12 protein-coding genes are annotated in these 17658 nt (G+C 43.3%); 6 read left to right on the top strand and 6 right to left on the bottom strand.

Annotated features, from left to right (window positions below):
* Window positions 1-189 precede the first annotated feature (189 nt).
* The 6 genes from B3297_RS15970 to B3297_RS15945 form a co-directional block, all read right to left on the bottom strand.
* A complete protein-coding gene (locus B3297_RS15970; RefSeq protein ID WP_115048005.1) occupies window positions 190-1383 on the bottom strand; it encodes an MFS transporter in 1194 nt (397 codons plus the stop codon).
* 146 nt (window positions 1384-1529) lie between these two features.
* Entirely contained in the window at window positions 1530-2438 is a 909-nt protein-coding gene (locus B3297_RS15965; RefSeq protein WP_286769767.1) for a helix-turn-helix domain-containing protein, read from the bottom strand.
* Window positions 2439-2612: 174 nt separating this feature from the next.
* Window positions 2613-3677 carry a dihydrodipicolinate synthase family protein gene (locus B3297_RS15960; protein WP_286769766.1) on the bottom strand — a complete coding sequence of 355 codons (1065 nt, stop codon included), beginning with the start codon at window positions 3675-3677 and terminating at the stop codon, window positions 2613-2615.
* The gene (locus B3297_RS15955; RefSeq protein ID WP_115048011.1) at window positions 3677-4699 is read right to left on the bottom strand and encodes an NAD-dependent epimerase/dehydratase family protein; all 1023 of its coding nucleotides are present in this window, start codon (window positions 4697-4699) and stop codon (window positions 3677-3679) included. The genes B3297_RS15960 and B3297_RS15955 overlap by 1 nt, the downstream gene beginning before the upstream one ends.
* A gap of 7 nt (window positions 4700-4706) precedes the next feature.
* Window positions 4707-5939, bottom strand: coding sequence for an Nramp family divalent metal transporter (locus B3297_RS15950; protein ID WP_286769764.1), 1233 nt, complete (start codon window positions 5937-5939; stop codon window positions 4707-4709).
* Between the two features lie 5 nt (window positions 5940-5944).
* Window positions 5945-7465 (bottom strand): PQQ-dependent sugar dehydrogenase, encoded by a 1521-nt coding sequence (locus tag B3297_RS15945; RefSeq protein ID WP_286769763.1) that lies wholly within the window; start codon window positions 7463-7465, stop codon window positions 5945-5947.
* A gap of 376 nt (window positions 7466-7841) precedes the next feature.
* Here B3297_RS15945 and B3297_RS15940 point away from each other — a divergent pair, with 376 nt between their 5' ends.
* From B3297_RS15940 to B3297_RS15915, 6 genes are all read left to right on the top strand, one after another.
* On the top strand, window positions 7842-11027 hold the full coding sequence (locus B3297_RS15940; protein WP_286779128.1) for a SusC/RagA family TonB-linked outer membrane protein: 3186 nt from the start codon (window positions 7842-7844) through the stop codon (window positions 11025-11027).
* A gap of 11 nt (window positions 11028-11038) precedes the next feature.
* Complete coding sequence (locus B3297_RS15935; protein WP_046675762.1) at window positions 11039-12871, top strand: RagB/SusD family nutrient uptake outer membrane protein; 1833 nt, start codon at window positions 11039-11041, stop codon at window positions 12869-12871.
* A 25-nt stretch (window positions 12872-12896) separates the two neighbouring features.
* On the top strand, window positions 12897-13292 hold the full coding sequence (locus B3297_RS15930) for a hypothetical protein (RefSeq protein ID WP_046676362.1): 396 nt from the start codon (window positions 12897-12899) through the stop codon (window positions 13290-13292).
* Between the two features lie 8 nt (window positions 13293-13300).
* Window positions 13301-14293 carry a DUF4466 family protein gene (locus tag B3297_RS15925; RefSeq protein ID WP_286769761.1) on the top strand — a complete coding sequence of 331 codons (993 nt, stop codon included), beginning with the start codon at window positions 13301-13303 and terminating at the stop codon, window positions 14291-14293.
* A 4-nt stretch (window positions 14294-14297) separates the two neighbouring features.
* Window positions 14298-16946, top strand: coding sequence for a hypothetical protein (locus B3297_RS15920; RefSeq protein ID WP_286769760.1), 2649 nt, complete (start codon window positions 14298-14300; stop codon window positions 16944-16946).
* Window positions 16947-17012: 66 nt separating this feature from the next.
* The gene (locus tag B3297_RS15915) at window positions 17013-17651 is read left to right on the top strand and encodes a GntR family transcriptional regulator (protein WP_046675764.1); all 639 of its coding nucleotides are present in this window, start codon (window positions 17013-17015) and stop codon (window positions 17649-17651) included.
* The last annotated feature ends 7 nt before the right edge of the window (window positions 17652-17658 follow it).

The following is a 17658-nucleotide window of genomic DNA, read 5'->3' as shown; positions in this document are numbered from 1 at the left end:
TCAAAAAAAAAGGTTTTCAAACGGGGAGAATGAAAACCTTAAATAACCAATTATAAACCTAAATTATGATGCAACAAATATAGTTGTTTTTAATACTATTTTAAAAATAATTCAACTTTTAAGTATAGTTTTGTAGCTGTCCAGCTACAGGTTAATATTGCCCTGTCGCTGAAAGAACCTGCCCATAGCTTATACGCTTTTGACCAACTTATGAATAACGTATAAAGTGGTCAATCCCAACAGCGCAAATATGCCATAACCTAATCCAATCTGAAACTGCGAAGAAGGGTTTACCAAGCTTACCGTGATGTAACTGAGTGAAGAGGTCAGCAGGTAGGTAATTCCGCCAACCAATCCGCCGGCGATACCTGCCGACAATGGAAACCTCCCTAAACAGTAGCTGAAATAATTGTTAAAAATAAATCCTGCTGTACAATGTACAGCAAATGCGAAAAATGTCAATGTATAGAGATTTGACAGGTAAGGTGAAACCAAGAGCATACATACAATCAGGCTGATCTGAATGAAGTTGGCGATTCTCAACTTCGGAACCAAGGCTCTTTTAATAAGGGCTTTACCAATAAAACCACCACACATCCAAGCTAAGCCCATAATTAGCGAGGTATAACCGGTTGTGATTGCGCTATAGCCCAGCTGGTGTTCAATAAAAAAGGGACCGCTGAGGTTGTAGAACATGACAAGACCGTAGGATATACCGCACATGACTATACCGAAGGTAAAATCATTGCTTTTAAGCATCATTTTAAATTCGCCAATCAGGTAGTTGATATGGAGAGGTTTCTTCTGTTTGATTGTTTCGCCAGAAAAGATCAGTTCAAGGATGAAAAGTACAGCACTGTAAACGGCCAGAACCATAAAGTTAGAACGCCAACCAAATTGTGTCTGAAGGTAGCCGCCAATAAAAGGAGCGACAATCGGACCGATCGACCAGACGATGGTCATAATGCTGAGGTAGTGCTTGCGCTGTTCACCTTCGTAGACATCCACAAAATAGGCTCTTTTTGAGATGACCACGAATGCCGATAAGATGCCCTGTAGAATACGCATCAGGTAAATAACCCAAATATCTTGCGTGCTTGCTGTAATCCAGAAACTGACAATGAAAAGGAAAAGTGATATCAGGTTGATGCGATATCTTCCCCAAGCGTCAACCAACGCTCCTGTAAAGAACTGAGCAACACCATAGCTGATTAGAAAAAGCGAAAGGGTTAGCTGGATTTTGCTTTCATTCAAGCCAAGCTCCTGAGCCATTTGTGGCATCGACGGAAGATAAATATCGGTCGCAAGTCCCGTAATCGGAACAAGTGCAAATGCTAGTATCGTCGGGATAAAAGATTGCTGTGGTTTAGTGTTTTTTTCCATCCTGTAATTTTTTAAATTTCGCGTCTCTATGGACGTTCATGCAGCCAGCCACTTTTTTCTCTTTGACCTGCTAAATATGATGTGGACAAAAGTAGCTTCATTGCCTGTTTCGAAAGATATAGAATTCAAACAAATTATTGTGAAAATCAAACAGGCCTGTTGCGAAAAGCTAAAGGCGGTATGCCCGCATGTTTTTTGAAATAATTACTGAAGTTTGCGGGTTCCTCAAAACCCAGGGCATAAGCGATTTCATTGATATTCCAGCTGCTATGTTGGAGGAGGGCTTTTGCTTCCTGTGTGATGCGTAGTGCGATGAGTTCTTGTGTGGTTTTTCCTGTATTTTGTTTCAAAGCCCTGTTTAGCGAATTGACATGGATATTGAGCTGCTGTGCATAATCCGTTGCATTTTTAAAACGAAGCAAATTTTCGGTGTCAATCGGAAATTGGCGTTCCAGTAGCTCTAAGAAAAGATGGGAAATACGCTGATTGGCGTTTTGGTAAGGTGATATTCCCTCATTTGGCGCTAGTTTTAATGTTTCTAAAACGAGTAACTGCAACTGATTCCGGATAATTTCATATTTGAACGAAAAATCAGATAGCAGTTCCGCATTGATGCGCTGAAAAATGTGATCGAAAAGATCGACCTGTTCGTCCGTTAAGAAATAGACGGGGCTACCACTCGGATTGAAAAAATGGCTTTCGAGGATGTTGTGGTTGTAATGTTTGTCCTCCTGAATGAATTTTTGTGTAAAAAGACAGAACCATCCTTTTTGATCGGGATTGTCTGTTTCCCAAGAGTAGGGAACAAGCGGACTTGAAAATACAAGCGCTGGACGGTCAATAGGGATCCATTGATCGCCATAATGCAGTTGACCCTCGCCGATCATAAGGGATATTTTGAAATAATCTTTTCTATTGTACGGTGATTTTAAGGGACAATGCTCACGTGAAAATACGTTAAAATGAGAAATTTGTTCGGGCGAGGAGCCTATTGGGTAATTGGATTCTCGAAATACCCGTTGATAGAAATCAATTATATTTTCAGAAGTTGTCATGACGCAAAGTTATAAAAATCAAACCTTTTGTTGTGCGCGATATTCCTCCCGGTCAGTCATTGATTGGTAAAATATGAACTGGAGCAAAAAGGAAGGTCCCATCACCTCGTTAGCTATGACTAGCCCGGGTGATGAGACCTTTGAGAGGGAACCGATTATTATAAAAGGAAGCGACTATTGGGATCTAGATTTAAGAAACTCCTTGACAAATTCATCGTCGTTTAAGTCAGGGTAGTCTTTATATACACGATCAATTTCTTCTTGCTGTCCGATGGAAAGGTTTTCGTCGGGGTTCAGACACCAGATACCTTTCATCAAACCTTGTCTACGGAGCACCTCATGTAAGCCTGGTATACAGCCATGGAATGCATTTGCTGAGTCAAAAAATGCGGCATTACTGTCTGTGACAGCAATCGCTTTGCTTAGGAGATGGCTCGCATGGAGGTTATTGGGGTTCTGTTTGTATGATTTTATTTCCCGAAGGAGCTCAACGGCCTTTGCCGTCCAAACGGCCCAATGACCTAGTAAACCACCTTTAAATTCTATGGAGACGTTTTCTCCAGCTACGGGGAAATTATACACGCTCATCAGATCGTTGACAATATTGTCATCATTGCCCGTGTACATGGCAATTTGATCTCGCCGGCTGGAGTTTGCTATAGCACGCATGACGTCTAATGTCTGGTAGCGGTTGAAGGAGGCGCACTTGATCGCGACGACGTTGTCGATTTCGGCAAACTGCTGCCAAAAGGAATAAGAGAAAATACGGCCACCAACGGCGGGTTGAAGATAGAACCCAAAAACAGGAATAATAGCTGCTATTGCCCGGACTCGATCTAATATTGCATTTTCAGTCCAGCTTTGAAGTCCACCCATACTCAAAAGTCCGATATCATAACCGTATTGAAGTGCAGTTGTTGCCTCCTGTACCGCTTGTTCTGTGGCGCCGCAGATGCCCGCAATTTTGATAAATGGTCGTTGGAGCTCAGCTTTATCGACTTCTTCGCTAGCCCATCTCAACACGGTTTCAAAAAGATTGATCTCAGGGTCCCGGATTTCAAACTGGGTTGAATGTACAGCGACAGCAATTCCGCCCGCTCCACTGGCTATGTAATACTGGGTCAGGAGTCGTTGATGTGCTTCGTCAATGCTGCGGTCCTCATTGAGGGCGAGGGGGTGCGCCGGAATGACCGTCCCTTCCCAAAGCAACTGTTGTAATTTGTTGTCTAAAGTTTTCATTAGAATTTTCCTTTTCGTTCTTGAAAGTGCGTGTCTTTGTTCCATAGTTCGCCACCTTGGATCAACCATTTGGCTGTAATGTCTATCGCTTCCCGTATGGTTGTCTTCGGGTAGCCAAATAAACGATGGCATTCGGAAGCGTTGTTTAGTAAAGCAGTTCCGGCGGGCTCATTCACAAAGATGGGCCTAGTGTTGAAATGCTCAGCAAAGCGCTCTGCGATCCATCGTGTAGAAAGGATTTCGGGCCCCGTGACATTCAGTATTTTGGCCGGAGACTGACAGTGCAATAATGATCTTAAGGCAATTTCGTTGGCATCTCCCTGCCAGATGACATTGACATTTTCGGTTGTCAAATCTATTGGGAGCTGCCCTTTGACCGATTTTGCAATTTCTACGAGGACACCATAGCGAAAATCCACCGCATAATTCAATCTGTAGATCAGGGTAGGTGTACCATTTTTCTTCGAAAAATACTCGAATATGCGCTCTCTACCCAAGCAGGATTGTGCGTATTCACCGACAGGCTCAGGAGTTCTTTCCTCGGAAACGCCGCCATTGCTTATCGGCACAAAGGGCAGTACGTTACCCGAAGAAAAAGCAACAATGTTGGAGTCTCGAAAATGAGAAGCTACCATTCCGGGAAGATAGGTGTTCATTGCCCAGGTGAAATCTTCATTTCCTGTGGTGCCGAACTTATGTCCTGCGAGGTAAATGACATTCGGAACCTGCGGAATCTTTTTGAGTTCTTCCTCATTCAGCAGGTCGCAGGCGATGGTCTCTATGCCTAGATCTTCCAGTTCCTGTTGGAGTTCCTTGGTTGAAAAACGCGAAACACCAATGACCTTTTTGTCTATTCCTGCAGCTTGAATAGCCCTCATGGCTAGTTTTGCCATGCTTGGCCCCATTTTTCCGCCAATACCTAGGAAAAGGATATCACCTTGTATCTTTTTTATATCTTCAATTAGATCTAATGATGGTGCAAGTATTTGCTGTTCCAATTCCGCTAAATTGTTATGGTCCATGTCTGAATTATTTGATTAAATTATAGAAATTACTAAAAGCAAGAAAAACGAGTAAGAGAAGTCCGAGGATTGCCCATAATCTTGTTAGTGGGCTGTTTCTGAGCGCACCCATAATTTCTTTGTCGTTTGCGATCAGAAAGAGGATAATGCCAATAAAGGGAACAAGAAAAATGGTGATGCTTTGGGCAAAAACAATAAGCTCCAAGGGGAGATTTCCGAAGATCAGTGCGATGGCAGACCCAAAAATCATGACCAAAGAAATAAAGAGTTTCACTTTGGGGTGATTGAGATTGTTGCCGAAGCCAAAGGTATCGCCCAGTAATGAACCGCCTAATACAGCATTGCCGATCAAGGAAGAAAAGGAGGCGCCGAAAAGACCGATAAAAAAGAGGTGTGAGGCGTAGCTTCCCAAAAGCGGTTCCAATGCACGGCCCATCTCAGCGGCAGAACTTAATCTGATGCCTTGCGGATGAAGGGTATTTGCAGCGCAGACCATCACGGCAGCACTCATGATCCCGAGTATAATGATGCCGATTCTGCTCCCGACTATCTGCCGTTCCGAAGTCTGCTTGTTGGACGACAGTTTTCTTCTTGACTGCACAAGATAACTTTGATAAAAGGCTCCCACGATCGAAAAGCAAGACGCTGTGAAAGCAATAATTAAACCCATTGATAAAGGCGGGAGGCTTGGAATAAAACCTAAGAAAAAGTCCTGTGCAGACGTCTTTGTCATTATGGCTGTGGATAAAAAAGCAAATAGCATAAGGATAATAAGTGCTAGCATCAGTTTTTCCAGTAGCGCATAGAAAGACTTGAAGAACAACAGTAAAATGCCGATGACATTAAAAACGATGATCCATATTTTGGGGTTTGTCCCCGTTGCTTCCGAAACAGAAATGGAGACCCCTGTGGCATTTCCGGATTGAAAACAGGTTGCGACAAGGAAGATTCCGAGGCCAATGATGATGGCGGTTGTTTTACCAAATTTCTGGCGAATCAAGGTAAGTAAAGATTCGTCTCTCGCAATGCCGATACGTGCCGCCATATTGGTGAAAACCATCATAAAAAAGATCGCGACGACGACAACCCATAATAGGGCGAAGCCATAATCTGCACCCATTTTTGATGTGATGGTCATTTTGCTGGGCCCGAAAACCAGGGCGGCGGTAATGATGCCGGGACCTAAGATGGATAGCCAATTTTTAAACAAAGAGGGTTTTGGCTCGAGGTTGTTTTCCATGAGATTTATCGTAATGAGGTTAAATGCTGTTGGTTGATTTTAGGTGCAGAATTTCCAAAGTGTGTACGGATATAATTGGTAATTTCAATGACCTCTTCATTTTTCAGGAATGAAAAAGATGGCATTGCGCTCTCGTAGTTGACCTTGGCTATTGTTTTGTCTTTCAGTCCGTGGAGGATAACCCGCAATAAAGGTGTTGGGTCGCCTTTGACAAGAGATGAATTGGCTAATGGGGGGAAGGTGTTTGTAAGTCCCTTTCCATCTGCTTTATGACAAGATGCACAATACGCTTCGTATAAGGCTTGACCACTTTTGGTCGGGGAGCTGACGGCGTTGGCTGCAACGGGCTTAATCATTGGCGCAACGGCTTTATCGGTAATGAGGAGTCGGTAGATCACGTCGTCATCGGGTTTTGGAAACCCCTTTTGTGGATTCCAGTCCCGGTTGCTTGAACAGAAATAAATGTCCCCATTGGGTAAGGTCAATACGGATCTTAGCCGGCCAAGTTGATCTTTGAATAGGATCTTCTCATCGACGATCTGCTGCCCATCGGCAGATAATTTTAGGATACGTAGAGACTGATTTTTTAACGTCGCAAGCAATAAGCTATGTTGCCATTCAGGGATAACGTTGGAACCGTAATAGGCCATACCAGATGGTGCAACGACTGGAGTCCACGATTTAATAGGTTCCTGTCTTGGCGAGCTTTTGGCGATAGCTTTTTCCTTTTCCGTGTCAATCATGCCTTCGATCTGTGGCCAGCCATAATTTTTTAGCGGTTGGATCAGGTTGATTTCATCTTCGATGGCATCGCCATGTTCGGAGGTGTAAATTAAGCCTTTTGCATCATGGGTAAGTCCTTGCATGTTTCGAAATCCCCAGGCATATACATAGCTGTTTTTAATTGGATTGTCTTTGGGGATGCTCCCGTCGAGATTGAGGCGTAAGATCTTGCCATTTAAGGAGGTGCTGTCTTGTGCGAAGGTATCACTTGCGGCATCACCTGTCGCCCAGTACACTTTTTTGTCCGTCGAAACAATAACTCGGGAGCCGTTGTGTCCGGTGTTTCCAGGGATCTGTAAAAGCAATTTTGGGTTTGACAACTTGCCGGCCGTATTATAATCGTAGCGATATAGGTTGGAGAAAATGAGGCTGTTCTTTTTACTGGTGTAAGAAAGGTAAAGATAAGCTTGCTGCTGTTCCGGCTGATAGAGCGCCATTCCCAAGAGTCCCAGGGTGCGCTGATGGTATACGTCGGTCAGGCTGTCCACCAAAGTAACAACTTTTGTTTTTGTATCCAGTCTTCGTATACTTCCTCCGATTTCAGAAAACAGAATTGCGTTATTGACCCGGTCATATTGTAAATCCCAGGGCACATGGAGTTTTGTAGCTTCTTTGGTTAGCGATAGTATGCTGTGCTCCAGTTGGATGTTATTTATGGGTTTACGTTCTCTTTCTGTCTCGGAAGAACAGGAAGAAAGCAGCGGGATCAGCGATACAAGCCAAATATAGGTGTGTTTTTTCATATAGGATCTACGGTTATTCCTTTGATTTATGTGGTTAGTCAAATGTAGTTGAATAAAAATAAATATACAAAAAATAAGTTAAATTGTATACAAAAATATTTTATTGGCCTAAGGTAAATACGATTTAGTTTATAATCTGGTGGGCAAAAATGTGGTATTATAGATTTGTCACGAACTTGTTAGCAGGGCTATTTTTGTAAAAAAGTGAAAAAAATATTGAATTGTATACAAAAAATATATATTATTGTATTCACTATGATAAAGTAAAGAAGAGGAATTGCGATCGCATAGGGGTCGAAAATTATTTTTCTTAAAAAATACCAATAAACTAAAGAGCTTATAAATCATTTATTTAACCACTTTAACCTGAGTATTCATGATACTAAAGCAGATTAAAATCCGGGATGTAATAAACAGGAGTTGCCTGTTGGTAGGGCTACCTTTTATTTCGATGGCTGCATTGGCAAATGTACCTTCTTCCCCTAATAATGGAAAGATTCCGATCTCGGATGTTCTAAATCCTTCGCCGGGTTTAGCTAAATTTCAGCAGCAGCTTGTCGGGCAGGTGCTGGACGCCAAAGGGCAGCCACTGTCCGGTGTGGAAGTGCGTAACCTTAAAAATGCAACTGTTACCGTTACGGATCAAGAAGGCCGTTTTAAATTAACGGGTTCGGTTTCAGATCAGATTCAATTTCGGTTAATCGGTTTTAATACAAAAGTGGTGTCGGGGAAAGACGTGCAGGCTTTGGTGCTTGATGCGAGCGAAAATGCGCTGGATGAAGTGGTTGTGGTGGGGTATGGTAAGCAGAAAAAAGGCAACTTGACTGGTGCTGTGGCCAGTGTCAATTTTGACCAATCTACTTCAAGCCGGGGGCTTTCCAATGCCTCGCAGGCCTTACAGGGTGTTATTCCTGGTTTGGCCGTAAGTCAAAACTCAGGGATGGCCGGAAATAATGCAGCGGATCTTTTGATCCGGGGCTTGGGGACGGTCAATAGTGCTGGACCGCTGATCGTGGTCGACGGAATGCCCGATGTCAATATGAACCGTGTGAATGTGAATGATATTGAAAGTGTGACCGTGCTAAAAGATGCTTCTTCCGCTGCTGTATACGGTTCCAGAGCGGCCAACGGGGTTGTATTGATTACGACAAAGTCTGGTAAAAGAAACAGTAGGACGGCTATTTCCTTTAGTGCCAACAAATCGCTGGTGAAACCTACCCGCTCTTTTGATTTTGTCAATAATTATGCAAAAGCAATGACGGCTACGCAAAGGGCCCAGGCTTATAATACCGCTGCATCTGCATTCAATTTTAAAAATGGAACGATCGACGAATGGTTGGCTTTAAGTATGATCGACCCGAGATTGTATCCAAGTACCGATTGGTGGGATGTTATTCTTCGCAATGGTCAAAGTGGGAATTATAATGTTTCCATTAATGGGGGGACTGAAAATAACAATTACTATTTGTCTGTGGGTATGCTGGATGAGAAGGGGATACAGATCAATAATGATTTTAAACGTTATAATGCTGCATTTAACTTCGAAACAAAAGTAACCAATACCATCGGTGCTGGGGTCCGGTTCTCCGGAAATTGGTCCGATTACCGGTATAACTACGAGGATGGTATGACTGCCAACTCAACAAGTGGAATGGATTTGTTTACCTCGCCAGCAGGTATATTGCCTTATGATCCTATGACCGGTTTTTATGGTGGAGCAATGTCTTACAATGAAAGTCCGCAGGCCAATAATATTTATGCGGATTACATGACGCGCAACCAGAACCACATGAATCAAAAGCAGGCTCTGGTGAATGGTTATTTAAACTGGAAGCCGTTCAAAGGGTTTGAGGCTAAAGTGGATTATGCCCTAAATTATGACACGCGTTTTCAATGGAAGGCAGATATGCCGACAAAATTGTATAACATCCGGACAGGATTGTCTATCCGGGATCTTGTGCCAACAAATGATGGGATCTATAATACAGACCGGAACAATTACAAAACACAGCTGAACTTCAAGTTGAGTTATGATCATAAGTTCGGCGCTAATCATGATTTCTCTGCTTTGGCCGTGTATTCCGAAGAATATTGGAACAATCGTGTTTTGGCGGGTAGTCGCTTAGATCGTTTGCATCCTAGTTTACATGAAATCGATGGTGCATCTGAAGATGTACAAAATGTGTCGGGATCATCATCGGCGGAAGGTTTACGTTCTTATATCGGACGATTAAATTATACAGCCTTTGGAAAGTATATGTTTGAAGGGAACTTCCGGGTAGATGGTTCTTCGCGTTTCTTGCCGGGCGATCAATATGGTTTTTTTCCTTCCGCGGCAGTGGGGTGGCGGATCTCAGATGAGGCGTTTATGTCGGCATTTAAGGATAAGATTAGCCTGAGTTCGGCCAAATTTAGAGCTTCTTATGGTTCATTGGGTAATAATAGTGGTGTAGGCTTGTATGAGCAGAAACAATCTTTGGTGTCCAGTCCCTACTATCTGATTGACAATAGTACAGGAACAGGGTCTGTTGTCAAGGGGTTGATCAATAAAAAACTGATCAACTATGACCTTACCTGGGAAAAGACACGTGTGTTTAATTTGGGCTTGGACCTTGGGTTCTTTAAAAATAAACTGACGGCCGAGTTGGATTACTACGAAAGAAAGACGATCGGTATGAACAGACCTTCGGATGTATCGATGCATCTGACGGGTTTATTTGCTGCTCCGCGACGTAATATCGGCGATATGATGAATAAAGGGCTGGAAGCAAATGTGATCTGGAATGATAGAAAAGGTGATGTGGGTTACATGCTGAACTTTAATGTGGGCTACAACAAGAACAAGCTACTGTCTTGGAATGAGCAGTTGCAAAGAGGTTCGGTATTTATTGATATGCCTTATAATTTTATCTATGCTTTCGAATCGTTGGGCATTGCGCAGTCTTGGCAGGATGTCTATAATGCAGTTCCTCAGGGGGCTTCTCCGGGAGATATTTTGTTGAAAGATGTCAATGGTGACGGCAAATTGGATGCGAATGACCGCGTGGCATATCCCGCTTACCAATTGGGTAGGCCAAAGGTAAATTACGGATTTAGAGGTTCTGTTGACTACAAAGGTTTTGATTTCTCTTTCCTGTTGCAGGCTGCTACCGGACGAAAAGAATTTTGGATGAACAAAGCGAATTCAAATTTTTTAGGGACGGCAAATCAGGCGATTACGGAAGATCAGTGGAATAATATGTGGAGCCTGGACAATCGCCATGCCGATTATCCTAAATTGCTTCCAAGTACATTGGGATCAACGAGTCCAAATGCGTACTTGAGTACATTTTGGTTGCAAAACATGTCTTATTTAAGGGTTAAAAATCTGCAGCTTGGCTATACTTTTAAGAAAGAATTATTGATGAAGCTGGGGATCCAGAAGTTACGTGTATTCGGTTCTGTAGATAATTTGGCGGTTTTGACGAGTTTTAAAGGCTTAGATCCGGAGAAAAGTACCTATACCAATGATGCCTATCCGATGACGAAGAGTTTTGTGGTTGGACTGAATGTAGACTTATAATATTTGAACTTATGAAATCGATATATAACATCGTGTTTATTTCTTCTTTGTTGCTTCTTGGTTTATCCGCGTGCCGCAAAGATTTGTTAAATCAAAATCCAACAACAACGCCAAGCTCTGAAACGTTCTGGGTGGACGAAAATGACGCGCTTGCTGCCTTAATGGCGAACTATTCGATATTTAGACCTTGTTTTGATCGTGACTATCATTTTGATGGTCATGGTGATTACCTGAAGGTGTACAATACCGGTGCGGCGCCTATTTCATTAACGGTGAATAGTCCGATGAATTATGGTTCCGGTGCGTCGGCAATGTATAGAGCATTGTATGGATCTATATTCAGTTCCAACTTTGTGATCGAAAATACCAATGCGCGCTTGCTGCCCGTAGCAAAAACTGATGCTGTAAAACAGACCTTGGAAACAATCGTGGCGGAAGCCAAATTGCTGCGTGCCATTGCCTACTTTAGACTGATTTCCTTATGGGGCGATGTACCTTATTTTTATAAATCGGCACCGGCGCCTGCAGAGGCTGATACGGTGCGTAGAATGCCTATTGCGCAGCTGAAAGATTCCATTATGGCTGATTTAAATTACGCTGTGGACAAATTGCCGAATAAGGGGGCTGCAATTGGTCGTGCCGGTAAGCCTGCCGCGTTGGCCTTCCGTGGTAAGTTTCAATTGTACTGGGGTTCGTGGAAGAAAAATGGATGGCCCGAATTGGATGGATTTGTGCAATCTGCTGCCGACGCTAAGTCGGCCTATACGGCGGCAGCTGCGGATTTTAAGCGTGTGATCAATGATTTTGGTATCAAAATGTTTAGGAATGGTGATCCGGGTTCATGGGGTGAATTGGGGAAGGCAGATGTGCTCCCAAATTATTACTACATGTTTATACCTTCTACGGGCAACTTGAGTCAAGATGAGGAAATGGTCATGGTGCTTACCCATGGCGGTGTGGGTACAAAACAGAGTGAGGAATATCAACGTGTGTGGACTGGGCCATTGGTGTCTTTAGGGCAGAACCAAGCTATTCCGCGTTATGAATTGGCCGACCGTTATCAATCTACCATTACGGGAGATTTCTTGCCCAAGATGGTTCAGCTAGATCCAGTGAAAAATCCGGCAGCACGTACAACAGCAAATTCAGCGGTGAACCCTGAGTCGTACCGTAATCGCGATTATCGCATGAAAGCGACTTTGTTGTGGGATTATGAACTGATTATGGGTATGAGCCCTACGGAGACGACAGGTTATATTCCTTTTGTCTACAAAACGTGGGGTGCTGCGGTGACGGTTAACGGTGTCTCTTACAAAACTTCCTTCACCGATAATACCACAAATCTCTCGGGATTACAATCGCGTAAATTTGTGCGCAATTATGGTGGTGTGGCACGTAGTGACGGAAATTACAATTGGCCTTTGATGCGCATTGCAGACGTGTATCTGATGTATGCTGAAGCGACCAATGAGATTGGTGGTCCACAGGCGGATGCGATTGATTTGGTTAATAAGGTCAGGCGCCGTGGTAACTTGCCCGCGCTTGCTGGTGCTAAAACCGCTTCTCGTGATGCTTTTTTTGATGCTATAGAACAGGAAAGGATTGTAGAGTTGTTTGGTGAAGGACAGCGTGCCTTTGATCTGCGGAGATGGCGTAAACTGGAAACCGTATTTGGTAAGCCTTATGGTGATGGGAAATGGTTCCAGGATAGTTTTGGGAATAATTGGGAGCGCTTTTTCTTCAATGAGTCTGAGTTGACTTATCAAAAGTGTTATATCTATCAAATCCCGGAAACAGAACGTTCGCGGAATCCGAATTTAACACAAAATATACCTTGGAAATAAGATGGTAACACTTGACTGTAATAAGATGAAATATACATTATTTTTAATCGGCATGCTGTTCGTTAGCTTGTCCGGTTGTAAGGATGATTATCCAATGGATGAGGATGGTTTGTTGATCACGACCAGGTCGGAATGTTATGTCAGTAGTTTTGAACTGTTGGGCGCCGATTTTCAGACGGTACGGACCAAAGCTGCCTTGGTAGATACCGTTGAGCAAACCATAAAAGTGGAGGTGCTCTTTGGTACGGATTTGAAAAATCTATACCCACAGTTTTCACTGGTCACCGATGCGGTATTAGATCCTAAGATTTTAGGAAAACAAGATTTTTCTAATTTGGATACGCCACGTGAATGGACTGTCGTGTCTGGAAATAGAAAGGTTCGTAAGACGTATAAAGTTTATTTGACAGTACAAAAATAAGTAAGCTGATGAAAACAAATTATTTAAAAATAGAGCTACTGTCCATTGGATTTGGGCTCTTGCTGTTAGGTTCTTGTAAAGAAGAAGCTTATGAAATTCCAAAAGCAAAAGATGGTTTGCAAAACGATATCATTAAGCGCTCTTTAGGGCCAAATGTGGTTGGTGCTACCATAGACTTTGCTTATGCGGCGGCGATATTACCAGATCAGGGGAAGCTCACATCGATAGCTGTGGAAGCTAGCATTGCGGGTGATGAGGGTACTGTGCTTGAAAACAAATCGTACTACACCAGTAGTACGGGGGCAGATGTAGGTGTGGTCGTTGGCGACCCCGCGACAGTAAATGGGAATAGCACGGAGGTGAAATTTACAAAAGACACCTCGGCTTCAACGCTGCGTTATAGCTACAAAATACCGGCAGCAGCAAAAGGCAAATCGGTTACGTTTACATTCAGGGCGAGGTCCAGTAATGGGCAGGAAATTGCGTTGAAGACCGAAGCGTATGCGATTCGTAATATGGATATGGCCTTAGATTTGATCGGGAAAGATGGGGCAGCCTGCTTTTTTTCTGTAGCAGATCTAAAATGGTATACAGCAACGGAAGCTGCAGCAAACCCGGATAAAATTGATTTGATCTATTTGTACCGGCCATTGCCAACGGTGACTTATGCACATTCATTGGTTGCTCCCACGACGGATGCCAGTTATTTGCCGAGCTTCACCTTACCTGTCGGGCTGACAAATAAAACGAAGATCGTGAAGGCTTGGACCGTGCGCGATCAACAATTGGCGCGATTGCAATACAGTGTATTTGTGGACGATGTGGATTTGAAAGACAAATCGTTTATTGATGCGCCAGATTTTGCCATTAATTTGAAGGCTGAATCAGGGATATGGCTGCAAACGGCTGATGGTAAATACAATGCTTATGTATTTGTCAATAGTGTAAATAATACCACGAAAGAAATGAAGATCAGTGTAAAAAGGTTGCAAGTAAAATAAGGATATGGGTGCGAGGATATGGCTAAAAGTTAAAGGTACTATGCTAGGGGTCGCTTTTATGGCGATCCTTGGAACGTCCTATGGGCAGCAGGCAAAGGTTACTTCGATAAAGGGAAATGGACAGAGGTTGCAGGTGCAGGTGGATGTTCCGACGGCAGGTGTCTATAGCTTGGTTTCAGAAGGTGAGGTTACCGATTTGGATAAAATTAAGGCTGCGGATAAAACAGGTATGATGACGTTGTACGCGGTGATTGATGTTCGCGCTGCGCGATCGACCAAACGGATCGTATTTGACAGCTTTAAAGGTGCGATACAAGATCTTGGTAAATTTTATTTTGAGAAAGGGAAGCAGACAGTCGGTATGCAGTTGCCCGCTTATTTTAAGGTCAAAGCTATTTCGATCGATGCCTTTGTACCTCCAGTTGCGCCGGTTGCAGCGGAAAATTATAAACCAAAGATTGTTCCACCTGCAGGTCATCCCAGATTATGGGTTAATAAAGAATCTTTGCTGCTTGTTAAAGGGCGGCTGGAAGAGGTGGAGCATCTGGAAGCTTGGGGAAAAGTGAAAACACTTGCGCAGCAACCTGTTCAATTTATTTTTGATCCGAATAAGGAAATGTTTTACGATGAAAAGCTCGAGCGTGCTATTGAATCAAAAGCGTTTTATTACCTCATGTCCGGTGACGAAAAAATAGGTCAAGAGGCGGTCAGGCTGGCGGATCAATACTTGACGATGTTGGAGTTCGGGAATGTATCCTATGGTGATATTACACGCGAGTTGGGACGTGCAATTTATACGGGTGCACTGGTGTACGACTGGTGCTACTCGTTGTTGGATGTGCGCGTTAAGACCAATCTGCATAAAAATATGATGCGTCTGGCGCAAGATATGGAAATCGGCTGGCCTCCCTTTTTTGGTATCGAAAGTATTATCAATGGGCATGGGAATGAGGCGCAGGTGTCGCGCGATCTGCTGGCAATGAGTATTGCTTTATATGATGAGGATCCTGTACCTTACAAATATACTTCATATTCGATATTGGAAGAGTTGGTGCCTATGCGCAAGTTTGAGTATCAGTCTCCGCGCCATAATCAAGGTGTTGATTACGGTGGCTATCGTTTTGGGTGGGAAATGCACGGAGCCTGGTTGTATTATCGCATGCTTGGCTATCCGGTTTTTGACGATAACATCAAGGATATGCCGTATTACTGGCTGTATATGCGAACGCCTGACGGAAAAATGTTACGCGACGGGGATATGTTTAATGTAAAGTACAACAGCAGTGCCGATTTTTATTGGAAAAATCCGCAGACCATGTTGCTTTGTTATGCCTATTCAGGTAATCCGGTAATCAAGGCCGAGTTTGTCAAGCAGGGCGGTTTGCCCGACAATCCAATCTTGTTCCTCCTCTTGGATGATCCAAAATTGAAGCCGGATTTTGACCGTGAGAAAATGCCGTTGACAAAGGATTTTGGACCCATCTTAGGGTCTATGGTTGCCCGGACAGGCTGGAGCGAAGAGAACGGAAGTTCCGATGTGGTTGCAGAAATTAAGGGTGGTGGTTATCATTTCGGCAATCATCAGCATGCCGATGCAGGTGCGCTGCAGATCTATCATCATGGTATTCAGGTTGGTGATCTTGGCCTGTATCTTTCCTATGGCTCCCCTTATGATTTTAACTTTAATAAGCGGTCGGTTGCGCATAGTATGCTTTTGGTGCGTGATCCTGCTGAGCCGCTGTTGTTCAGGACCAAAACAAACGATGGTGGTACTCGGTTTAGCCAGCGTTTTCCACGTACGGTTGAGGAGGTATTAAGTGACTCCTGGTACCATACCGGAGAGATCAGGGCATCGGCATTTGGTAAGGATCCCATTCAGCCGAGCTATAGCTATTTCAATGTGGATCTAACGGCTGCATATACCGCTAAAGTGAAATCCTATACTAAAAGTTTCCTGTTTTTGAATTTGAAGCGGAAGGATGTGCCTGCGGTCATTGTCCTATTGGACGAGCTTAAGACCAATGATCAGAAATTTGAGCCCTACTGGCAGATCAATACGCTTGAAAAGCCGTTACAAAGTGAAACAGGTTTTGTATTGCATAGTCAATTTAAAAATGTCGCTGGTGCTACCTATGTTGATTTGCTGAAGCCGCAATTAAGAGACTGTGCGGTGAAATTGTATTCAGGCGATTCGACTGCTTTTGTCTTTGGTGATCTTTATCAGGTCAAGTCTCCTTGGCCAGAGGCTAGAGGAACACGGATTATGGTCTCGCCCAAACAGGAAAGTGATCAGGCGAGTTATGCTTCGGTTTTTCAGATGACGGAGAGTGGTTCTTCAAAATTACCGGTGTATGCTGAGGAAAAAGCAAACTATTACCTCATAAGGGTGGCTGATCGTTTACTGGTGGTGGCCAAACCAAATCAATATCTTAATGAAGCCATTGAATTTGCGGTACCGGGAGATCAGCAGTATGAGGTTGTTGTGGTTGGTTTGAAAGATGGTTTCTGGAATATGAAAAGTTCATTAAAAAATAGTAGCTTTAATATAAATGTCCTGAAAGGGAATCATACAACCAGTTGGAAATCTAAAGCCGAAACTATTTATTTGTCGCCGGGGAGACAGTATGGTGCCCAAGAGGGGAAGATTAATTAAAGAATACGTTGTTTAAATTTTTTTAATGATTTTGTATTCTTATTTTTGCATAAAATTGTATACAATATGAAAGAGGATTCGCTTGCCTATAAAGTTTATTTAGAAGTACGTAAGAAAATTTTGTCCAGTCAGCTGGCTGGAGGGGCGAGATTGGTGGAGAGTGCTTGGGCGGATAAGTTGACGGTGAGTCGAGTGGCTGTTCGTGAGGCTTTTATGCGGTTAGCAGGCGAGAGTCTGGTAGAGTTTGGTGAAAAAGGCGGCTGCTTTGTGAAAAAAATGACAGTCGAAGATGTGAAGGATATTCGTGAGCTGCGTGAGTTGTTGGAAATAGGTGCATTAAAGATTCTGTTTTCAAAGAAAAGTAAAGAGCTTATCGAAGATTTGGAACTGATCTGTAACGATTTTTCTGAGATGGTCAGCAAGGGGTATTATGGTGGTGCTTGCGAGGCGGATGTTCGTTTTCATGAGCGGATTATTGAGGGAACTTGCAATTCAAGGTTGATTTCTATTTACAAGAACAGTAACATTCCCTTATTTCATATGAAGCTCGGGGCTATTATGGGGCAGATGGAAGATTACCTGGATACGGAGAAGGAGCATCGCGCTATTGTTGATGCGTTGAAAGCGGATGACTGGAATAAAGCTTATACCACTTTGGTCCATCATTTGGATCGGGGCGAGCAAGAAGCCTTGGAATTGGTTTAATATTTTT

It is taken from the genome of Sphingobacterium sp. UBA3519 (assembly GCF_002377215.1).
GTDB classification, from domain to species: Bacteria; Bacteroidota; Bacteroidia; order Sphingobacteriales; family Sphingobacteriaceae; genus Sphingobacterium; species Sphingobacterium multivorum.
This window is presented reverse-complemented; position numbering and strand designations above follow the sequence as displayed.